The sequence below is a fragment of the Symbiobacterium thermophilum IAM 14863 genome (genome assembly GCF_000009905.1).
Classification (GTDB): Bacteria; Bacillota; Sulfobacillia; order Symbiobacteriales; family Symbiobacteriaceae; genus Symbiobacterium; species Symbiobacterium thermophilum.
The window spans coordinates 3,503,867-3,518,327 of sequence record NC_006177.1 but is presented as its reverse complement, the minus strand read 5'-3'; the positions used below and the strand labels follow the sequence as shown (position 1 = coordinate 3,518,327).

At 69.9% G+C, this 14,461-nt stretch carries 16 protein-coding genes; 12 read left to right on the top strand and 4 right to left on the bottom strand.

The genetic code is table 11. The annotated features are described in order from the left end of the window. Nucleotides 1-2: 2 nt before the first annotated feature. Entirely contained in the window at nt 3-1,373 is a 1,371-nt protein-coding gene (locus STH_RS16400) for a [FeFe] hydrogenase, group A (RefSeq protein ID WP_011197405.1), read from the top strand. Then, nucleotides 1,370-1,969 carry a 4Fe-4S dicluster domain-containing protein gene (locus tag STH_RS16395; protein ID WP_011197404.1) on the top strand — a complete coding sequence of 200 codons (600 nt, stop codon included), beginning with the start codon at nt 1,370-1,372 and terminating at the stop codon, nt 1,967-1,969. The genes STH_RS16400 and STH_RS16395 overlap by 4 nt, the downstream gene beginning before the upstream one ends. A gap of 107 nt (nt 1,970-2,076) precedes the next feature. Here the strand turns inward: STH_RS16395 and STH_RS16390 are convergent, their stop codons facing one another. Continuing rightward, complete coding sequence (locus STH_RS16390) at nt 2,077-2,766, bottom strand: copper homeostasis protein CutC (protein ID WP_011197403.1); 690 nt, start codon at nt 2,764-2,766, stop codon at nt 2,077-2,079. 199 nt (nt 2,767-2,965) lie between these two features. On the opposite strand from STH_RS16390, the gene STH_RS16385 reads away from it, so the two are divergent. Together STH_RS16385 and STH_RS19835 are read left to right on the top strand one after the other, a co-directional pair. After that, nucleotides 2,966-3,664 carry a response regulator transcription factor gene (locus STH_RS16385; protein WP_011197402.1) on the top strand — a complete coding sequence of 233 codons (699 nt, stop codon included), beginning with the start codon at nt 2,966-2,968 and terminating at the stop codon, nt 3,662-3,664. After that, nucleotides 3,651-4,997 (top strand): sensor histidine kinase, encoded by a 1,347-nt coding sequence (locus STH_RS19835; protein ID WP_011197401.1) that lies wholly within the window; start codon nt 3,651-3,653, stop codon nt 4,995-4,997. The genes STH_RS16385 and STH_RS19835 overlap by 14 nt, the downstream gene beginning before the upstream one ends. Nucleotides 4,998-5,083: 86 nt before the next feature. Here STH_RS19835 and STH_RS17635 read toward each other — a convergent pair whose 3' ends face one another. After that, nucleotides 5,084-5,593: a PCYCGC motif-containing (lipo)protein gene (locus STH_RS17635; RefSeq protein WP_050742334.1), complete on the bottom strand. Its 510-nt coding sequence runs from the start codon at nt 5,591-5,593 to the stop codon at nt 5,084-5,086. A gap of 139 nt (nt 5,594-5,732) precedes the next feature. Further along, nucleotides 5,733-5,894 (bottom strand): hypothetical protein, encoded by a 162-nt coding sequence (locus STH_RS19000; RefSeq protein WP_158507019.1) that lies wholly within the window; start codon nt 5,892-5,894, stop codon nt 5,733-5,735. Nucleotides 5,895-6,239: 345 nt separating this feature from the next. Here STH_RS19000 and STH_RS16370 point away from each other — a divergent pair, with 345 nt between their 5' ends. The 6 genes from STH_RS16370 (at nt 6,240) to STH_RS16345 (ending at nt 11,346) form a co-directional block, all read left to right on the top strand. Continuing rightward, the gene (locus tag STH_RS16370) at nt 6,240-7,295 is read left to right on the top strand and encodes a ParM/StbA family protein (protein WP_011197399.1); all 1,056 of its coding nucleotides are present in this window, start codon (nt 6,240-6,242) and stop codon (nt 7,293-7,295) included. A gap of 6 nt (nt 7,296-7,301) precedes the next feature. Then, nucleotides 7,302-7,898 (top strand): bactofilin family protein, encoded by a 597-nt coding sequence (locus tag STH_RS16365; protein WP_011197398.1) that lies wholly within the window; start codon nt 7,302-7,304, stop codon nt 7,896-7,898. A gap of 150 nt (nt 7,899-8,048) precedes the next feature. Then, nucleotides 8,049-8,411 carry a YojF family protein gene (locus STH_RS16360; protein WP_043714412.1) on the top strand — a complete coding sequence of 121 codons (363 nt, stop codon included), beginning with the start codon at nt 8,049-8,051 and terminating at the stop codon, nt 8,409-8,411. A 13-nt stretch (nt 8,412-8,424) separates the two neighbouring features. Next, nucleotides 8,425-9,078, top strand: a complete 654-nt coding sequence (bshB2, locus tag STH_RS16355; RefSeq protein WP_011197396.1) for a bacillithiol biosynthesis deacetylase BshB2 — start codon at nt 8,425-8,427, stop codon at nt 9,076-9,078. Nucleotides 9,079-9,231: 153 nt separating this feature from the next. After that, on the top strand, nt 9,232-11,046 hold the full coding sequence (locus STH_RS16350) for an aldehyde ferredoxin oxidoreductase family protein (RefSeq protein ID WP_011197395.1): 1,815 nt from the start codon (nt 9,232-9,234) through the stop codon (nt 11,044-11,046). Between the two features lie 3 nt (nt 11,047-11,049). Then, the gene (locus STH_RS16345; protein WP_011197394.1) at nt 11,050-11,346 is read left to right on the top strand and encodes a ubiquitin-like small modifier protein 1; all 297 of its coding nucleotides are present in this window, start codon (nt 11,050-11,052) and stop codon (nt 11,344-11,346) included. Between the two features lie 21 nt (nt 11,347-11,367). Here STH_RS16345 and STH_RS17630 read toward each other — a convergent pair whose 3' ends face one another. Next, entirely contained in the window at nt 11,368-12,051 is a 684-nt protein-coding gene (locus tag STH_RS17630; protein WP_011197393.1) for a B3/B4 domain-containing protein, read from the bottom strand. A gap of 130 nt (nt 12,052-12,181) precedes the next feature. Between STH_RS17630 and STH_RS16335 the strand changes: the two genes are divergently transcribed. Together STH_RS16335 and ptsP are read left to right on the top strand one after the other, a co-directional pair. Then, a complete protein-coding gene (locus STH_RS16335) occupies nt 12,182-12,448 on the top strand; it encodes an HPr family phosphocarrier protein (protein WP_011197392.1) in 267 nt (88 codons plus the stop codon). Beyond that, nucleotides 12,441-14,147 carry a phosphoenolpyruvate--protein phosphotransferase gene (ptsP, locus tag STH_RS16330; protein WP_043716291.1) on the top strand — a complete coding sequence of 569 codons (1,707 nt, stop codon included), beginning with the start codon at nt 12,441-12,443 and terminating at the stop codon, nt 14,145-14,147. The genes STH_RS16335 and ptsP overlap by 8 nt, the downstream gene beginning before the upstream one ends. The last annotated feature ends 314 nt before the right edge of the window (nt 14,148-14,461 follow it).

Below are 14,461 nucleotides of genomic sequence, written 5' to 3'. Positions count from 1 at the left end.
CCGTGATTTTCATCGATCAGGAACTCTGCACCGGTTGCCGTCGCTGTGCCGAAGTCTGCCCGGTGGACGCCATCGTCGGCGAGCCGGGGAAGCCGCAGTCGGTTGACCAGGAGATCTGCGTGATGTGCGGCCAGTGCGTCCAGGTCTGCAGCTCCTACGGCTCGATCTGGGACGACGGCCTCACCCCCCGCGAACAGAAGCTGGCCGAGCGTGGGCTGCTGCCCTCCGTGAAGGAGCCGCTGTTCGCCGCCTGGAACGAGGGCCGGGCGAAGCTGGTAAAGGAGGCCCTGGCGGACCCGGACAGGTACGTCATGGTGCAGGTGGCCCCGGCGGTCCGCGTGGCCATCGCCGAGGAGTTCGGCATGCCGCTGGGCAGCCTGGCGCCGGGCAAGATGGCCGCGGCGCTGCGCCGGCTGGGCTTCGACCGGGTCTACTCCACCGACTTCACTGCCGACCTGACCATCATGGAGGAGGGCAACGAGCTGATCGAGCGGGTGACCAAGGGCGGCACCCTGCCGATGTTCACCAGCTGCTGCCCGGCCTGGGTGAAGTACCTGGAGCAGACCTATCCCGAGCTGCTGCCGCACCTGTCCACCTGCAAGTCGCCGCAGCAGATGGCCGGCGCCCTGTTCAAGACCTATGGGGCCAAGGTGGACAATGTCGACCCGGCGAAGGTCTACAGCGTCTCCGTCATGCCCTGTACCTGCAAGGACTTCGAGTCCGGCCGGCCGGAGATGAAGGCCAGCGGCTACCGGGACGTGGACGTGGTCATCACCACCCGGGAGCTGGCGCACCTGATCAAGGACGCCGGCATCGACTTCAACGCGCTGCCGGAGGAGGAGTACGACCGGCCGCTGGGGCTCTACACGGGTGCCGGCACCATCTTCGGCGCGACCGGCGGAGTGATGGAAGCGGCCCTCCGGACGGCGTATGAGGTGATCGCCAAGAAGCCAATCCCCGAGCTGGACCTGAAGTTCGTGCGCGGCGGCGAGGGCGTGCGGTACGCCACCGTGAAGATCGAGGACCTGGAGCTGAAGGTCTGCGTGGTCTCCGGCCTGAAGAACGTCGCCCCGGTGCTGGAGCAGGTGAAGGCGGGGAAGGCCGACTTCCACTTCATGGAGGTCATGACCTGCCCGGTGGGCTGCGTCTCCGGCGGCGGCCAGCCCAAGGCGCTCCTGCCCTCGGACCGGCTGTGCGCCCGCATGGCCCGCACGGAGTCCACGTACCGGCATGACGCCCAGTTGCCCCACAGGAAGTCCAACGAGAACCCGGACATCAAGAAGATCTACAAGGAGTTCCTGGGCAAGCCGTTGGGCGAGAAATCGCATCACCTGCTGCACACCAGCTACACGCCGAGGAGGCGCAAGGCATGACGAAGAGCGCGTTCGTGCTGGCCGACCCGACCAAGTGCATCGGGTGCCAGTCCTGCGAGATCGCCTGCGCCGTCGCCCATCTGGGCACATCGGTCACCACGGCCGGCGAGATGAAGATTCCCTTCCAACCCCGGCTGCGGGTGGTGCGCACCTCCCGGGTGACCATGCCGATCCAGTGCCGCCACTGCGAGGACGCTCCGTGCGCCAACGCCTGCCCGGTCGGGGCCATCGTGCGGCAGGACGGCGTGGTGCTGGTGAAGCAGGAGAGGTGCATCGGCTGCAAGACCTGCGTGCTGGCCTGCCCCTTCGGCGCCATGGACATGGTGCCGGCGCTGGAGAACGGCGCGCGGGTGGAACAGCCGGGGCTGAAGATGGACACGCCCGACGGCAAGGTCCCCAAGGAGCGGTACGTGGCGCACAAGTGCGATCTCTGCATCGGCCGGCCGGGCGGCCCGGCGTGCGTCGAGGTCTGCCTGGCCCGGGCCCTGACGCTGGTCAGGCGCACCGCCATCGACCAGCGGGTGCGGTCGCGGCGCGTTGCGACCGCGTCGGGCATCGCCCGGTCGATGTCGCCGAGGGCCGCGGCGCGATCGTAAGCCCACGCGGACGGGAGCATGACTGTACATGCCGCACCGCGTTTGGGGGCTGTCCCGAGAGTCATCCGAGATGACCTCGGGACAGCCCCCTTTCCCGCACCCTGCGGTCAGGCAGGGGCGGTGGCGCCGTCGATGATGCGCCGCAGCTCGGCCACCCGCGCCGCCGACACGCCGCCCGCGGAATCGCGCACGGCCGATCCGACGTGCAAGGCAGACGCCCCCGTCTCCCGCACCAGCCGCGCGGCGTTGGCCGGGGTGACGCCCCCGCCGATCTGGATCTCCAGCGGAGACCGCTGAACCAGCTCCCTGAGGGTGTCGAGGGCTTCCTCGGGCCTCGCCGCACCCCCGCCGGTGAGGATGCGCTCGACGTGGGGCAGGGACGCGACCTGCGCCAGCGCGCCCTCCCTGTGGATGATCTCCTCAAAGGCGCGGTGGAAGGTGGCGGGGAGTCCCGCCTCGGTCAGGATGCGCTCCAGGGCCGTTCGGTCCACGTCGCCCTCCGGCGTGAGCGCCCCGACCACCAGTCCGTCGGCTCCCAGATCCCGGGCGATGCGGGCGTCGGTGACCATGGCCTCGACCTCCTCCGGCGAGAAGAGGAAGGAGCCCCCGCGGGGCCGGATCATCACGTAGACGGGCAGGCGGGTGGCGCGCCGGACGGCGGCGATCACCCCGGCGCTGGGGGTGACGCCCCCTTCGGCCATGCTCGCGACCAGCTCGATCCGGTCCGCGCCGCCGGCCTCGGCGGCGACGGCATCTGCGACGGTGACGGCGATGACCTCGAGCGTGACTCTCTTCATGGCTGCACCTGCTTTCAGGATGTTGCTGTATGCTTTCGCACGAGCTCGGCCATCCCCTCCCGGCCACCCAGAGCGCCGCGCTGAACCACGCAACGCAGCCTGCCGGGGTTTGCTATACTGGTGACAAGTGCGGAAACGGACAAGCGCGGGGACGGGCCAGTCCGACCGGATCAGGGAGAGGAATCGGAGGTGGTGGCCGATGGCCCCGGGGAAGCGGCCTGTGGTGCTGGTGGTGGACGACGAGCCCCGCATGCGCGAGCTGATCCGGCTGTACCTCGCGGCGGAGTGCACCGTGCTCGAGGCCGGGGACGGCCTCACCGCCCTGCGGGCGGTGCGTGACGCGGGGCCTGACCTCGTGCTGCTGGACGTGATGATGCCCCGGTTGGACGGGTGGCAGACGCTGCAACGCATCCGCGAGGAGTCTGCCGTGCCCGTCATCATGCTCACCGCCCGGGGCGGTGTGGCGGATCGGGTACAGGGGCTCCGGATGGGCGCCGACGACTACATCGCCAAGCCCTTCGACGGCCGGGAGCTGGCCGCCCGGGTCCAGGCCGTGCTCCGCCGCTCGGCCGGACAGGTGGAGGCGAACGTCCCCATCCGCCGGGGCAGCCTGACGATCCGGCCGGCAGAGCGGACGGCGTTGTACGCCGGCCGTCCCCTGCCCCTCACTCCCAAGGAGTTTGACCTCCTGGCCCTGCTGGCGGCGCACCCGGGTCAGGTCTTCTCCCGGGAGAAGCTGCTGGACCGCATCTGGGGGCCCGACTTCCAGGGCGACGCCCGCACGGTGGACGCCCACATCAAGAACCTGCGGGACAAGCTGGGCGAGGGCGCGGGGCTCATCCTCACGGTCTGGGGCGTGGGGTACCGGTTCGCGGAGGTGCCGGATGCGCAGCCTTAGTCTGGTCGCCCGGTTCTGGCTCTCCCTCTCCCTGCTCCTGCTCGTCGTGCTCGTCCCCATGGAGTACGCCCTGGACCAGCTGCTGGAGCGCTTCTACGCCACGCAGGTCACGGAGCCCCTCCTCTACCACGGCCGGCAACTCGCGGACATGCTGGCCGCAGAGGACGCGGCGCTGGCCGCCGCACCGCTCATGGCCGAGATGGTGGGGGGCGAGGTGGTGGTGCTGGACCGGGAAGGAAGGCCGCGGTCCTTCCCGGGCGCCTCCGCGGTCGAGGTGCCCGAGGACATCCGGCGGGCGGTGGTCGTCGGACGGACCCATGTGGACCAGCTGCGGACCCCGGAGGGAGCCACCTACATCGTCACCGGCGTGCCGGTCCAGGGGGGCGAAGGAGGAGTGCTGCTGCTGGCGCCCGCCGATCCCCTCCGGCAGTCGTTCGACAGGGCCCGGCGCGGCCTGTGGCTGGCCGGCGCCGCCGCGCTCCTGCTGGGCACGGGGCTCGCGCTGGTGATGGCCCGGAGCCTCACCCGCCCCGTGCTGGCGATGGAACGGGCGACCCGGGCCATCGCGCGCGGCGACTTCTCGGCGCGCGTGGCCCCGGCGGGCGCTAACGAGCTGGGCCGCCTCGGCGAGGCGATCAACCGGATGGCGGAACAGCTGGAGGGCCACGAGCGCCGCCGGCGGGAGTTCCTGGCTGACGTGGCCCACGAGCTGCGCACGCCGCTGTCGTACATCCGCGGGTATACCCAGGCCCTGGCCGAGGGGGTCGTGACCGATCCTGCGGAGGTCCGGCGATTCCAACGGGTGGTGATGGACGAGGTCGACCGGCTGAGCCGCCTCGTGGACGACCTGATGGACCTGGCGCAGATCGAAGAGGGGCAGATGGCCTTCGAGCGGGTGCCGCTGGATCTGCGCGTGCCGGTGGAGCAGGCGGTCCGGACCGTGCGGTCGCAGGCGGAGGAGAAGGGCGTCGCCCTGGTGGTGGGCCTCCCGGACGCGCTGCCCCCCGTCCTCGCCGACGGCGGCCGGATTCAGCAGGTGGTCTTCAACCTGCTGGACAACGCCCTGCGCCATACCCCGCCGGGAGGCGTGGTGCGGGTGTCCGCCGCGGTCACGAGGGACGCCGTGGCGGTCCGGGTGCGGGACACGGGGGAGGGCATCGACCCGGCTCAGCTTCCCCACGTGTTCGACCGCTTCCGCGGCCGGCGGAAGGGCGGCCGGGGGCTCGGTCTGGCGGTGGTGCGCTCCATCGTCCGGGCGCACGGCGGTGACGTCGGCGTGGAGTCCCGTCCCGGCGGGGGCGCCGCCTTCTGGTTCTGGCTGCCGCGGGCCTGAGGGCAGGGCGCGGAGCGGCCAACGGAAAACGAGCACCCGGTCAGGGGTGCTCGTTCAGGTCTGCGGATCCGGGGACGCGCGCTGGATCACTGGTCAGGCGGGGGAAGGGGCGTGGGGGTCGGCGTCAGCCCCATGGCCTGATACGCCTCGTCGATCTCCTGTCGGATGCGGGTGAGGGATCTTCCGCTCTCCAGTCCGGCCACGGTCTGCCGGGTGATGTCCAGGCAGATCTGGCAGCCCACGGCGTGCCGGTCAAACGCGACCACCGCGCCGGTCTCGTCCCGCTGGAAGTAGCAGTCGGAGTTGCTGGCGTGGAAGGCGCCGCAGCCGCAGTAGCACGGGATGTGCTGCAGCTCGTCATGGTGGTGCGCCGCCGCCAAATAGGTCTCCTGGATGGGTTTCGGCGCGTGGTGGTACCAGTCGGGCGCCTCGGGGAACCCCTCCGGCAGGGTCGCCTCCTGCGCGGCGTCCCGGCTGTGGTTGCCCGTCTGCCCGGAGCAGCCCGCTACCACACCGGACAGGGCGAGGAGCAGGACGGCCATCGCGACGCAGGCGAGGGCTCTGGACCACGGCGAGTGCAAGCGCTTCGTCGTCATCGCGATCCCCCATTTGCAACGTGCCATCAACCCCAGTTTCGCTCCCGGGTGTGAAGAAAGTGTGAAGAGCCGAGTACGGGGTGCTCCCCGACCCGGCTCCCGTCCTGTGGGGTGATGGGGTTGTTGCGGCCCGCGGTGCTCAGTCCGCCGCATCCGACAGCTCTTCCGCGCTCCCTGCGGGCTGCTCGGCGGTGGCCCCCAGCGCCGGCTCCATGGCGAAGCCGATTCCGTGGACCGCTTCAGCCGTCACCAATCCTACCTCCCAGTTGGCCTCAAAGGTCGAGTAGGTCCACACCGGCACAGTCCCTCCTCCCGCGGGCGTCCGCACACGGCTTGTGCATTTCTGATTCCAGCATATCAGGACCACGGTTCGCAATCGGGCGATTTGCGGTGAAATGTCGATCTGGGCGCGCGGACCGCGCCGCACGGCGAAACCGCCGTCCACGGGTCCCGGTCACCTGCCTCACCGCGCAGTTCGCCGCCCAAAAGGCGCGGTTCACCAGATCTGGTCGGAAGCAGCACAGCGGCTTTCCTTTTTGAGGTAGGTAAGGTATGTTTAGTGGTAGCAATTTTCCAATCTTGAATTGGATGGTTCTGAAGCGTCACCGGGCCCGCACCTGACAGACAGCTCTAAGGGGGGCAAGCAATGGAACGGCTTATCGGCGTAGATCTTGGCTACGGATTTGTCAAAGCCACGGACGGGCGGGAAGGGTACCTGTTCCCGAGCGTCGTGGGAGACGGCAGCCCCTACCTGCCGCTGCGGCTCGCATCCCAGGAGACCGACCCCACGGACAACCTGCGCGTGCAGATCGGCGACAGGGTTTACCACGTGGGTACGCTGGCCGTGCGCCAGTCCCGCATGGCCTACGGGTTCCTGTCGGTGATGCGCGACGAGGGCAACGATCTGCTGGTCCTCTTCCTCACGGCCCTGAGCCTCTTTGCGAGCGAGGCCAACACCACGTTCTCCGTCGTCACCGGGCTGCCCCCGGGCCGCATGCACCTGGCGGACCAGTTCGTCCGCAGCGTGCGGGGCGACCACCGGGTGGTCCGGTATCGGACCGGCAACCCCGAGGAGCTGTACCTGCGCGTCGACCGGGTCACCGTGGTTCCGCAGCCGCTGGGCACGTACTGGTCGCAGGTGCTGGATGCCAGGGGCCAGCTGGCGCAGCAGCACCCTGCGGCAGACGCCCGGGTGGGCATCGTCGACATCGGCTTCCGCACCACGGACCTGGTGACGGTGGAGGGCGGCGAGTACGTGCCCGAGCAGAGCCGCACCGTGCCCACCGGCCTCTCCGCAGCCTACGGCGCGGTGGCGAACGCCCTGCTCCGGGAGTACGGCATCGAGCGCGAGAACCACGCGCTGGACGAGGCCATCATCTCCGGCGAGATCGGCGTCAGCGGGCGGCGGGTGGACATCACCGGCCTCCGGGAGAAGGCCTTCGAGCAGCTGGCCACCAAGGTGCTGGTGGAGATCCGGTCCACGTGGCAGGTAGCGGACTACGACTTCCTGTGGTTCACCGGGGGCGGCGGCCTGGCCCTGCAGCGGTACCTGGTGCCGCAGTTCTCGCAGGCCAGCCTGATCGCCGACCCGCTGACGGCCAACAGCCGCGAGTACCTCGCCTGGGCCCACTACATCTACGGGACCGGCGGCGCGCCCTGGCTGGAGCGGACCCCGGTGAATCCGCAGCCCCGCCAGGGGTGAGACACCATGTTCTTCGGGTGGCGTTGGAAGCAGGACGCATTGCCGTATTCGGTGATCGACCGGGGAACCGAGGTCCAGGGTCCGATCCGGTCGCGCGGGGTTCTCGAGGTCCGGGGGCACGTCCGCGGCGCCGTCATCCACGAGGGGCGGATGGTCGTCGCCCCGGGGGGCGTCTGCTCCGGCCCCGTGCGGTCCGACGACCTGTACCTGCAGGGCGAGATCCACGGCGACGTCACGGTGACCGGCACGCTCCGGATCGGCAACGGGGGGCAGCTGTACGGGGACGCCGACTGCCGCCGGCTGATCATCGATCCCGGCGGGTGCTTCGTGGGGATCAACCGCTCGGAGCTGGAGGGCCGGGCGGCCGGACCGGCCGCCGCCCAGGCCGGGGGGGCGCCGTCGGCTGTTCCGGTGTCCAACGGCGCGGTGCCCTCCCCCCCAACCGGTCTGGGCGTCCGCTCCCGCGGCCGTCGAGCCGCCCGCCCGGGAGGGCACTGCCGGGACCATGGCCCCGCAGACGGTGCAGCCCGTCCAGGAGCAGCAGACCATCGTCTTCCGCGGGTACATGCGCACGAAGCGCCGGTTGGCGCAGGAGGCGTCTGATACGGCCCAGTGACCCATCCCCCTGCCTCCGGCGGCAGGGGGATGCGTCTTCGTCTTCTGGCAAAGCCCGGTGCGGCGTATCGCGCGCCCCCCGTGGGGGCGTCTAAAACTACGATCCAACGTGCATTTGGCAGGCTGGAGGCAGGTCCTATGGAGCCGATCGATCGCGAGGTTGTGCAGCAGCGGTTGGAATCCTTCGTGAACACCGACGTCTACATGCACCTGGAGACGACCAACGGCGCTTACGCCGGGGAGGCGGCCGGGGGGAACGGGATGGCGGTCTGTGCCTTCGTCCGCAACGCCCGGGTGCGGTTCAGCCGTGCCCAGATCACGGGCTCGGGCCCGTATCGGGTGGGTCTGCAACTGCATTCCGGCGAGGGCTGGACCTACGCCGAGGGGCTCACGGACTACGAGGTGGACGAGCAGGGCCGGCTGCTGTTGGCCGGCCACGACGCCAACGGCTGTCTGGCCATCGCTCTGGAGCTGAGCCATACGCCGTTCCCGATGAAGTAGGAGGTCACGGGCCGTGAAAGAGCACGTGCTGGTCATCATGCCGCATCCCGACGACGAGACCTTTGCGGTGGGCGGCACCATCGCCCTGTACGCCCAGCGGGGGGTACCCGTCACCTACGTGTGCGGCACCCGGGGCGAGATGGGCCGGCGCATGGGCCGGCCGCCGTTTGCCACGCGCGAGAGCCTGCCCGGGCTGCGGGAGAAGGAGCTCAGGGAGGCGTGCCGCATCCTGGGCATCACCGACCTGCGCTTCCTCGGGCTGTGGGACAAGACCGTGGAGTTCGAGGACCCCGAGGCCCTGGCTGCGCGCCTGAAGGCCATCATCGAGGAGATCCGGCCCTCCTTGATTATCACCTACCACCCCGACTACAGCGTCCACCCCGACCACATGGCCCTGGGCCGGGCGACGGTGCGGGCCGTGGCCCAGCTGCCCCCGGACCGGCGTCCGCCGGTGCACACCCGCGCTTTCGGCAAGGCGTCCGCAGTCCTGGGAGAGCCGGACCTGGTTGTGGACGTGCGGCCGGTCTGGGAGACCAAGTTGGCGGCTATCCGGGCCCACCGTTCCCAGAGCGCGCTGGTGCTTGCGGATGACGACCCGGAGGCGCAGGAGCGGCTGCGCCGGGACCGGACACAGGAAGCCTACTACGTGTGGAAATTCAAGGACTAGACCTCGTACGCAACGGCCCCCGGATCTCCCCCGGGGGCCGTTTCTCTTGAGCCGGCGAGCCTCCCCCCTTCACGTGCATCCTGTCACAAAGAAGGAATTCGCAGCATTTGTCGAATATTATTGCAGAAATGCGACTGAGAGGGGTGGCTCAGCATGACGCTCACGGGCTACGCGAACCGCGTCGCGCGCATCGACCTGACGACAGGGCGCATCGACTACGAACCGATCGACCCGGAGGCGGCGCGCAAGTACATCGGCGGCCGGGGACTCGGTGTGAAGTACGTGTTCGACAACGGGCCGGAGGTCGATCCCCTGTCGCCGGAGAACCTGCTCTGCTTCATGAACGGTCCGCTCACGGGCAGCGCCATCAATATGTCCGGCCGTCTGGCGGTCTGCACGAAGTCGCCGCTCACCGGCGGGGTGACCGACTCCCACATGGGCGGCTGGTCCGCGGCCAGACTCCGCTGGTCAGGGTTTGACGGGCTGCTGTTCCGCGGGGCCGCGCCGACGCCCGTCTACGCGATCTGTGAGAACGGGACCGTACGGCTGGCGGATGCCTCGGACCTCTGGGGCAAGGGCATCCGGGAGACGGTGCGGATCCTGCAGGAGCGGCACGGCGGCAGGAACGTCTCAGTCATGGCCATTGGCCCGGCCGGCGAGAATCTGGTGCGTTACGCCTCGATCCTGAACGAGAACGACCGCGCGGCCGGTCGTGGCGGCACCGGCGCCGTGATGGGCGCCAAGAAGCTGAAGGCGGTCGTGGCCATCGGCGACATCAAGGACCAGTGGAAGCCCGCGGATGACCGCCGGAATACCTTCGAGGATGCCCGCAAGGCCGGCCTGAAGGCGATCATGGAGGGGGCGCTGACCGCGCCGCGCAAGGGCGGCCTGTCGCTCTACGGCACGAACGTGCTGATGAACATCATCAACGAGGTCGGGGCCCTGCCGGCCTTCAACGGCAAGGAGACCTTCCACCCGGATGCCGAGGCCATCTCGGGGGAGACCATCCGGGCGCAGTACCTGGTGGAGGAGCCCACCTGCCACGCCTGCCCCGTGGCCTGCAAGAAGCTGGTGGAAATCAAGGAAGGCCCCTACGCGGGGGTCCGCACCGAGTCCTTCGAGTACGAGACGGCGTGGGCGCTGGGCGTCAACTGCGGCCTGACCGACGCCGGGGCGGTGGCGAAGCTGCTGGATCTGTGCAACGACTACGGCATGGACACGATTGAGCTGGGCAATGTGCTTTCCACCACCATGGAGGCCACCGAGCTGGGACTGGTGAAGGACGGCATCGCCTGGGGCGACGCCGCACGGATGATTGAGGTGGCGGGTCTCATCGCGCGCGCGGAGGGGGATCTGGGCAAGACCCTGGGTCTGGGCGCGTACGGTGCGGCGAAGGCCTTCGGCCGGCCGGATCTGGCCAACTCGGTGAAGGGGCAGGCCATTCCGGCTTACGACCCGCGCGGCATCAAGGGGATCGGGCTGGGGTACGCGACCTCCAACCGGGGCGCCTGCCACCTGCGCGGCTACACGGTGGCGTCGGAGATCGCGGGGATCCCCGAACAGACCGACCGGCTGGCCACGGAGGGCAAGGGCGCGCTGTTGAAGGTCTTCCAGGACCTGCACGCTTTCTCCGACTCCCTCGACCTGTGCAAGTTCTCGGCCTTCGCAATGGGCGCGGAGGAGTACGCGCAGGCCTACAGCGCGGTCACCGGCGTGCCGTTTACGGCGGAGGACGTCATGCGCACCGGCGAGCGCATCTACAACCTGGAGCGGTATTACAACAACCTGGCCGGGCTGGGGGAGGGCAGCGATTACCTTCCGAAGCGCTTCCTCACGGAGCCTGCGACCGGCGGCAGCGCCGGCCAGGTGTCGGAGCTGGACGTGATGCTCCAGGAGTACTACGCGGCGCGCGGCTGGCAGAACGGCGTGGTGCCGGTAGAAAAACTCCGGGAACTGGAGATCATCTGAGCCGTGCAGGTTCGTCTCTACGCGACGCTGCGTGCCCTGGCCGGCGCCGCACGGGTCGAGGTCCCGGGCACGCCCGGTGAGCCGGTGGGAGATGTGCTTCGCCGGCTGGTCGCCCAGTGTCCCGGGCTGGAGGGGCAGATCCTCACCCCGGACGGCGCCGCGTTGCTCCCGCATGTGCAGGTGTTCATCGCCGGACGCTCCATACGTGATCTGCAAGGAATGGCCACACCCGTGCCACCCGGCGCAGACCTGGCGGTCTTTCCGCCGGTGGCAGGCGGGTGTGGCCTGCTTATCGCATAATCCGGGACGAGAAGGCGGAGTTTATGAGACGACGCACCCCCGTGCCGTCACCCTGCCGGTGGTGAAGTGCCGGACCCAGTCGGCCAGCAGGTCGCAATGCCGCTCGAACTCGTCCCGGTCGTACAGCGGCGGTCCGAAGACCACCGCGATGCAGCGGCGAGTCCCCTCGTGGGTGGCGGTGCGGTCGGAGTCCGTGATGGGCGAGCCGCAGGGCCCCGCGGCATCCCGCAGCACGGGTTTGCCCAGGGTCTCCATGTCGGTGCCGGCCAGCGTCCGGTACCGCTCTCCCTCCCGGCCTGCGCCGAACGCCAGGGTGTCGCCTTCCAGCCGGTCGGCGTCATACAGCCCGATGGGCAGACCCGAGGCCGCCGACCACACGTTGACCAGGTCGACGATCAGGTTCACCCTGGGCAGGCCGTCGCCCTTGACGATGCGCCTCAGCAGCCGCTCCGAGGAGACCCGGTACCGGGCGGGGTCCGTCCCCAGGGCTTTCAGCGCCTTGCGCCAGCCGGAGATCGCCGGAAGCCGGGTGATCTCCTCCAGCTGCAGCGCCGCGCGGGTCTGCGACACGGTCGCGTCCGCGAGCGCCTGGAGGGCGGCGGTGGCTGGGCCGTTCTCGAGCCCTTCGATCTGCAGCAGCCCCAGCGTGAGGAAGGGCAGCTGCCGGCCCAGCTCCGGATCGATCTTCAGCTGCAGCTCAAGCACCCCCTTTCCACCGCGACTCGGCATGGATACGCCGCAAAATGTACCGAATCCTTCTGGACAGCCGGGCCGCAATCCCGGATACTATTGTTAAACGCCTTTGCGGAAGTTACCGAGGAGGAGTGTCCGCCGCATGGTAGAAAGGACCTTTACCCTAAGCAACCCCACCGGACTGCATGCCAGGCCCGCCGCACTGTTCGTCAAGGAAGTGCAGAAGTTCGCCGACACGGAGATCTTCGTGCGCAAGGGCGAGAAGGAGGTCTCGGCCCGTTCCCTGCTCTCCCTCCTGAGCCTCGGCGTCGCCCAGGGGGAGACCATCGTCATCCGCTGCCAGGGGCCCCGGGAAGAGGAGGCCATGGCGGCGCTGGCCGCGCTGATTGAGGGTGGCCTCGGTGAGTGAAAAGGTCCTGAACGGCGTCGCGGCCGCCGCGGGCGTCGTCATCGGTCCCGCGTTCGTCTACCGGGAGGGGCAGCCGGAGACCGCGGCACGGGCGGCTGCTGCTCCGGAGGAGGAGCTGGCCCGGTTTGAGGAGGCCCGCCGCCGCGCCGAGAATGAGCTCAACGCCCTGGCCGAGCGGGCCGACGACCAGGGCCGGGAGATCCTGACCGCGCACCAGCTGATGCTCCAGGATCCGGAGCTGCAGAACCTGGTGGAGGCAGCCATCCGGGACGGGCAGCCAGCCGAGGAGGCCGTGCGCACCGCCACGGAGCAGTTCGCCGCGATGCTGGAGGCCCTGGATGACGAGTATCTGCGGGAGCGCGCGGCCGACGTGCGCGACGTGGGCCGGCGGCTTGTCGCGGCCCTGACCGGCCGCACGGTGGGGGTCGTGCTGCAGCGGCCGTCGGTGGTCGTAGCGCGGGACCTGGCCCCCACGGACACCATTGGCATCGACCGCTCGCTGCTCCTGGGCATCGTGACGGAGCAGGGCGGGCCCACCTCGCACACCACGATCCTGGCCCGCTCCTGGGGCATCCCCGCGGTGGTGGCAACGGCCGGCGTGCTCGAGGCCGCGTCCGACGGCATGACGGTCGCGCTGGACGGCGACGCGGGCGAGGTCGTTCTCGATCCGGGAGCGGAGACGCGCAGCCGCTACGAGGCCGCCATGGCGCGCGCCCGCGAGCAGGCGGAACGCGACCGGGCCGAGGCGTCGCTGCCGGCCGAGACTCCGGACGGCGTGCGGGTGGAGCTGGCGGGCAACGCCGGCTCGCCCGGCGAGGTGGCCTTCGCGATGGAGAAGGGCGCCGAGGGCATCGGCCTCCTCCGCTCCGAGTTCCTCTTCATGGGGCGTTCCACCGCCCCCACGGAGGAGGAGCAGTATCAGGCCTACGCCGAGGCTCTGCGGAACGCCCGCGGGCAGCGGGTGATCATCCGCACCCTGGATATCGGCGGTGACAAGGACGTGCCGTACCTGGGCCTGGCGAAGGAGGAGAACCCCTTCCTGGGCGTCCGGGCCCTCAGGCTGTGCTTCCGCCGCCCCGAGCTCTTCCAGACGCAGTTGCGGGCGCTGCTTCGGGCGTCGGTCCATGGCCGGCTGGCCATCATGTTCCCCATGGTGAGCGGCCTGAGCGACCTGCGCCGGGCGAAGGAGGCCCTGGCGGAGGCCCGCCGCTCGCTGGAGGCCGAGGGTCATCCGGTGGCCGACCGGTACGAGGTCGGCATCATGGTGGAGATCCCGTCCGCCGCTCTCCTGGCCGATCACCTGGCCCGGGAGGTGGACTTCTTCTCCATCGGCACCAACGACCTGGTGCAGTACACCCTGGCGGTGGACCGGGGCAACCCGGAGCTGACGGAGATGTACCAGCCCTACCATCCGGCCGTCCTGCGGCTGATCGACCGCATCGTGCAGGCGGCGCACGCCGCCGGCAAGTGGGTCGGCGTGTGCGGCGAGATGGGTGGGCTGCCGGAGGGTGCCCTGCTTCTGCTCGGCCTGGGCGTGGACGAGCTCTCGATGGCCCCTGCCCTGCTGCCTCGCATCAAGCGGCTGGTGCGGTCCACGCCGGCCGCGGAGGCGCGGGCGGTGGCCCGGGAGTGCCTGGAGTTGGGCACGCCCGAGGAAGTGCTGGCGCTGGTTGGGCCGCTGGTCCGGCGTGTCGGGTAGTCCAACGTCAAGAATGGCAAGGGATCGCCTCGGTCGGGGCGGTCCCTTTCTTGCTGTTCGAGCGGCTCCGCCGGCACTGCGGCGACCGCCTCCGTCCGGGTGGCGGGCTCGTTGCCTCTCGCCCTCCCAGTTCGAGGCGGAATATGCACTCGTCCCTCACCGCTCGGTGCCCATTCCGCCTCCTGGCCGAAACCGTAGAGAGGTGGCGCGTGGGCCGGGCTGCAAGGAACGCGTCATCGCCCACCTGGAGTCGCAGAGGCGGGGAGAGCATCACCCATGCGGTGCCCAGGGGACTCGAAGGGGCTGTCCCAAGA

Bases quoted from the DNA above. Each gene is read 5' to 3' on its own strand.
- STH_RS19835 (WP_011197401.1), top strand. From the start codon at position 3,651: ATGCGCAGCCTTAGTCTGGTCGCCCGGTTCTGGCTCTCCCTCTCCCTG.
- STH_RS16370 (WP_011197399.1), top strand. From the start codon at position 6,240: ATGGAACGGCTTATCGGCGTAGATCTTGGCTACGGATTTGTCAAAGCC.
- STH_RS16395 (WP_011197404.1), top strand. From the start codon at position 1,370: ATGACGAAGAGCGCGTTCGTGCTGGCCGACCCGACCAAGTGCATCGGG.
- STH_RS16360 (WP_043714412.1), top strand. From the start codon at position 8,049: ATGGAGCCGATCGATCGCGAGGTTGTGCAGCAGCGGTTGGAATCCTTC.
- STH_RS16385 (WP_011197402.1), top strand. From the start codon at position 2,966: ATGGCCCCGGGGAAGCGGCCTGTGGTGCTGGTGGTGGACGACGAGCCC.
- STH_RS16365 (WP_011197398.1), top strand. From the start codon at position 7,302: ATGTTCTTCGGGTGGCGTTGGAAGCAGGACGCATTGCCGTATTCGGTG.
- STH_RS16350 (WP_011197395.1), top strand. From the start codon at position 9,232: ATGACGCTCACGGGCTACGCGAACCGCGTCGCGCGCATCGACCTGACG.
- STH_RS16390 (WP_011197403.1), bottom strand. From the start codon at position 2,766: ATGAAGAGAGTCACGCTCGAGGTCATCGCCGTCACCGTCGCAGATGCC.
- STH_RS17635 (WP_050742334.1), bottom strand. From the start codon at position 5,593: ATGACGACGAAGCGCTTGCACTCGCCGTGGTCCAGAGCCCTCGCCTGC.
- STH_RS16335 (WP_011197392.1), top strand. From the start codon at position 12,182: ATGGTAGAAAGGACCTTTACCCTAAGCAACCCCACCGGACTGCATGCC.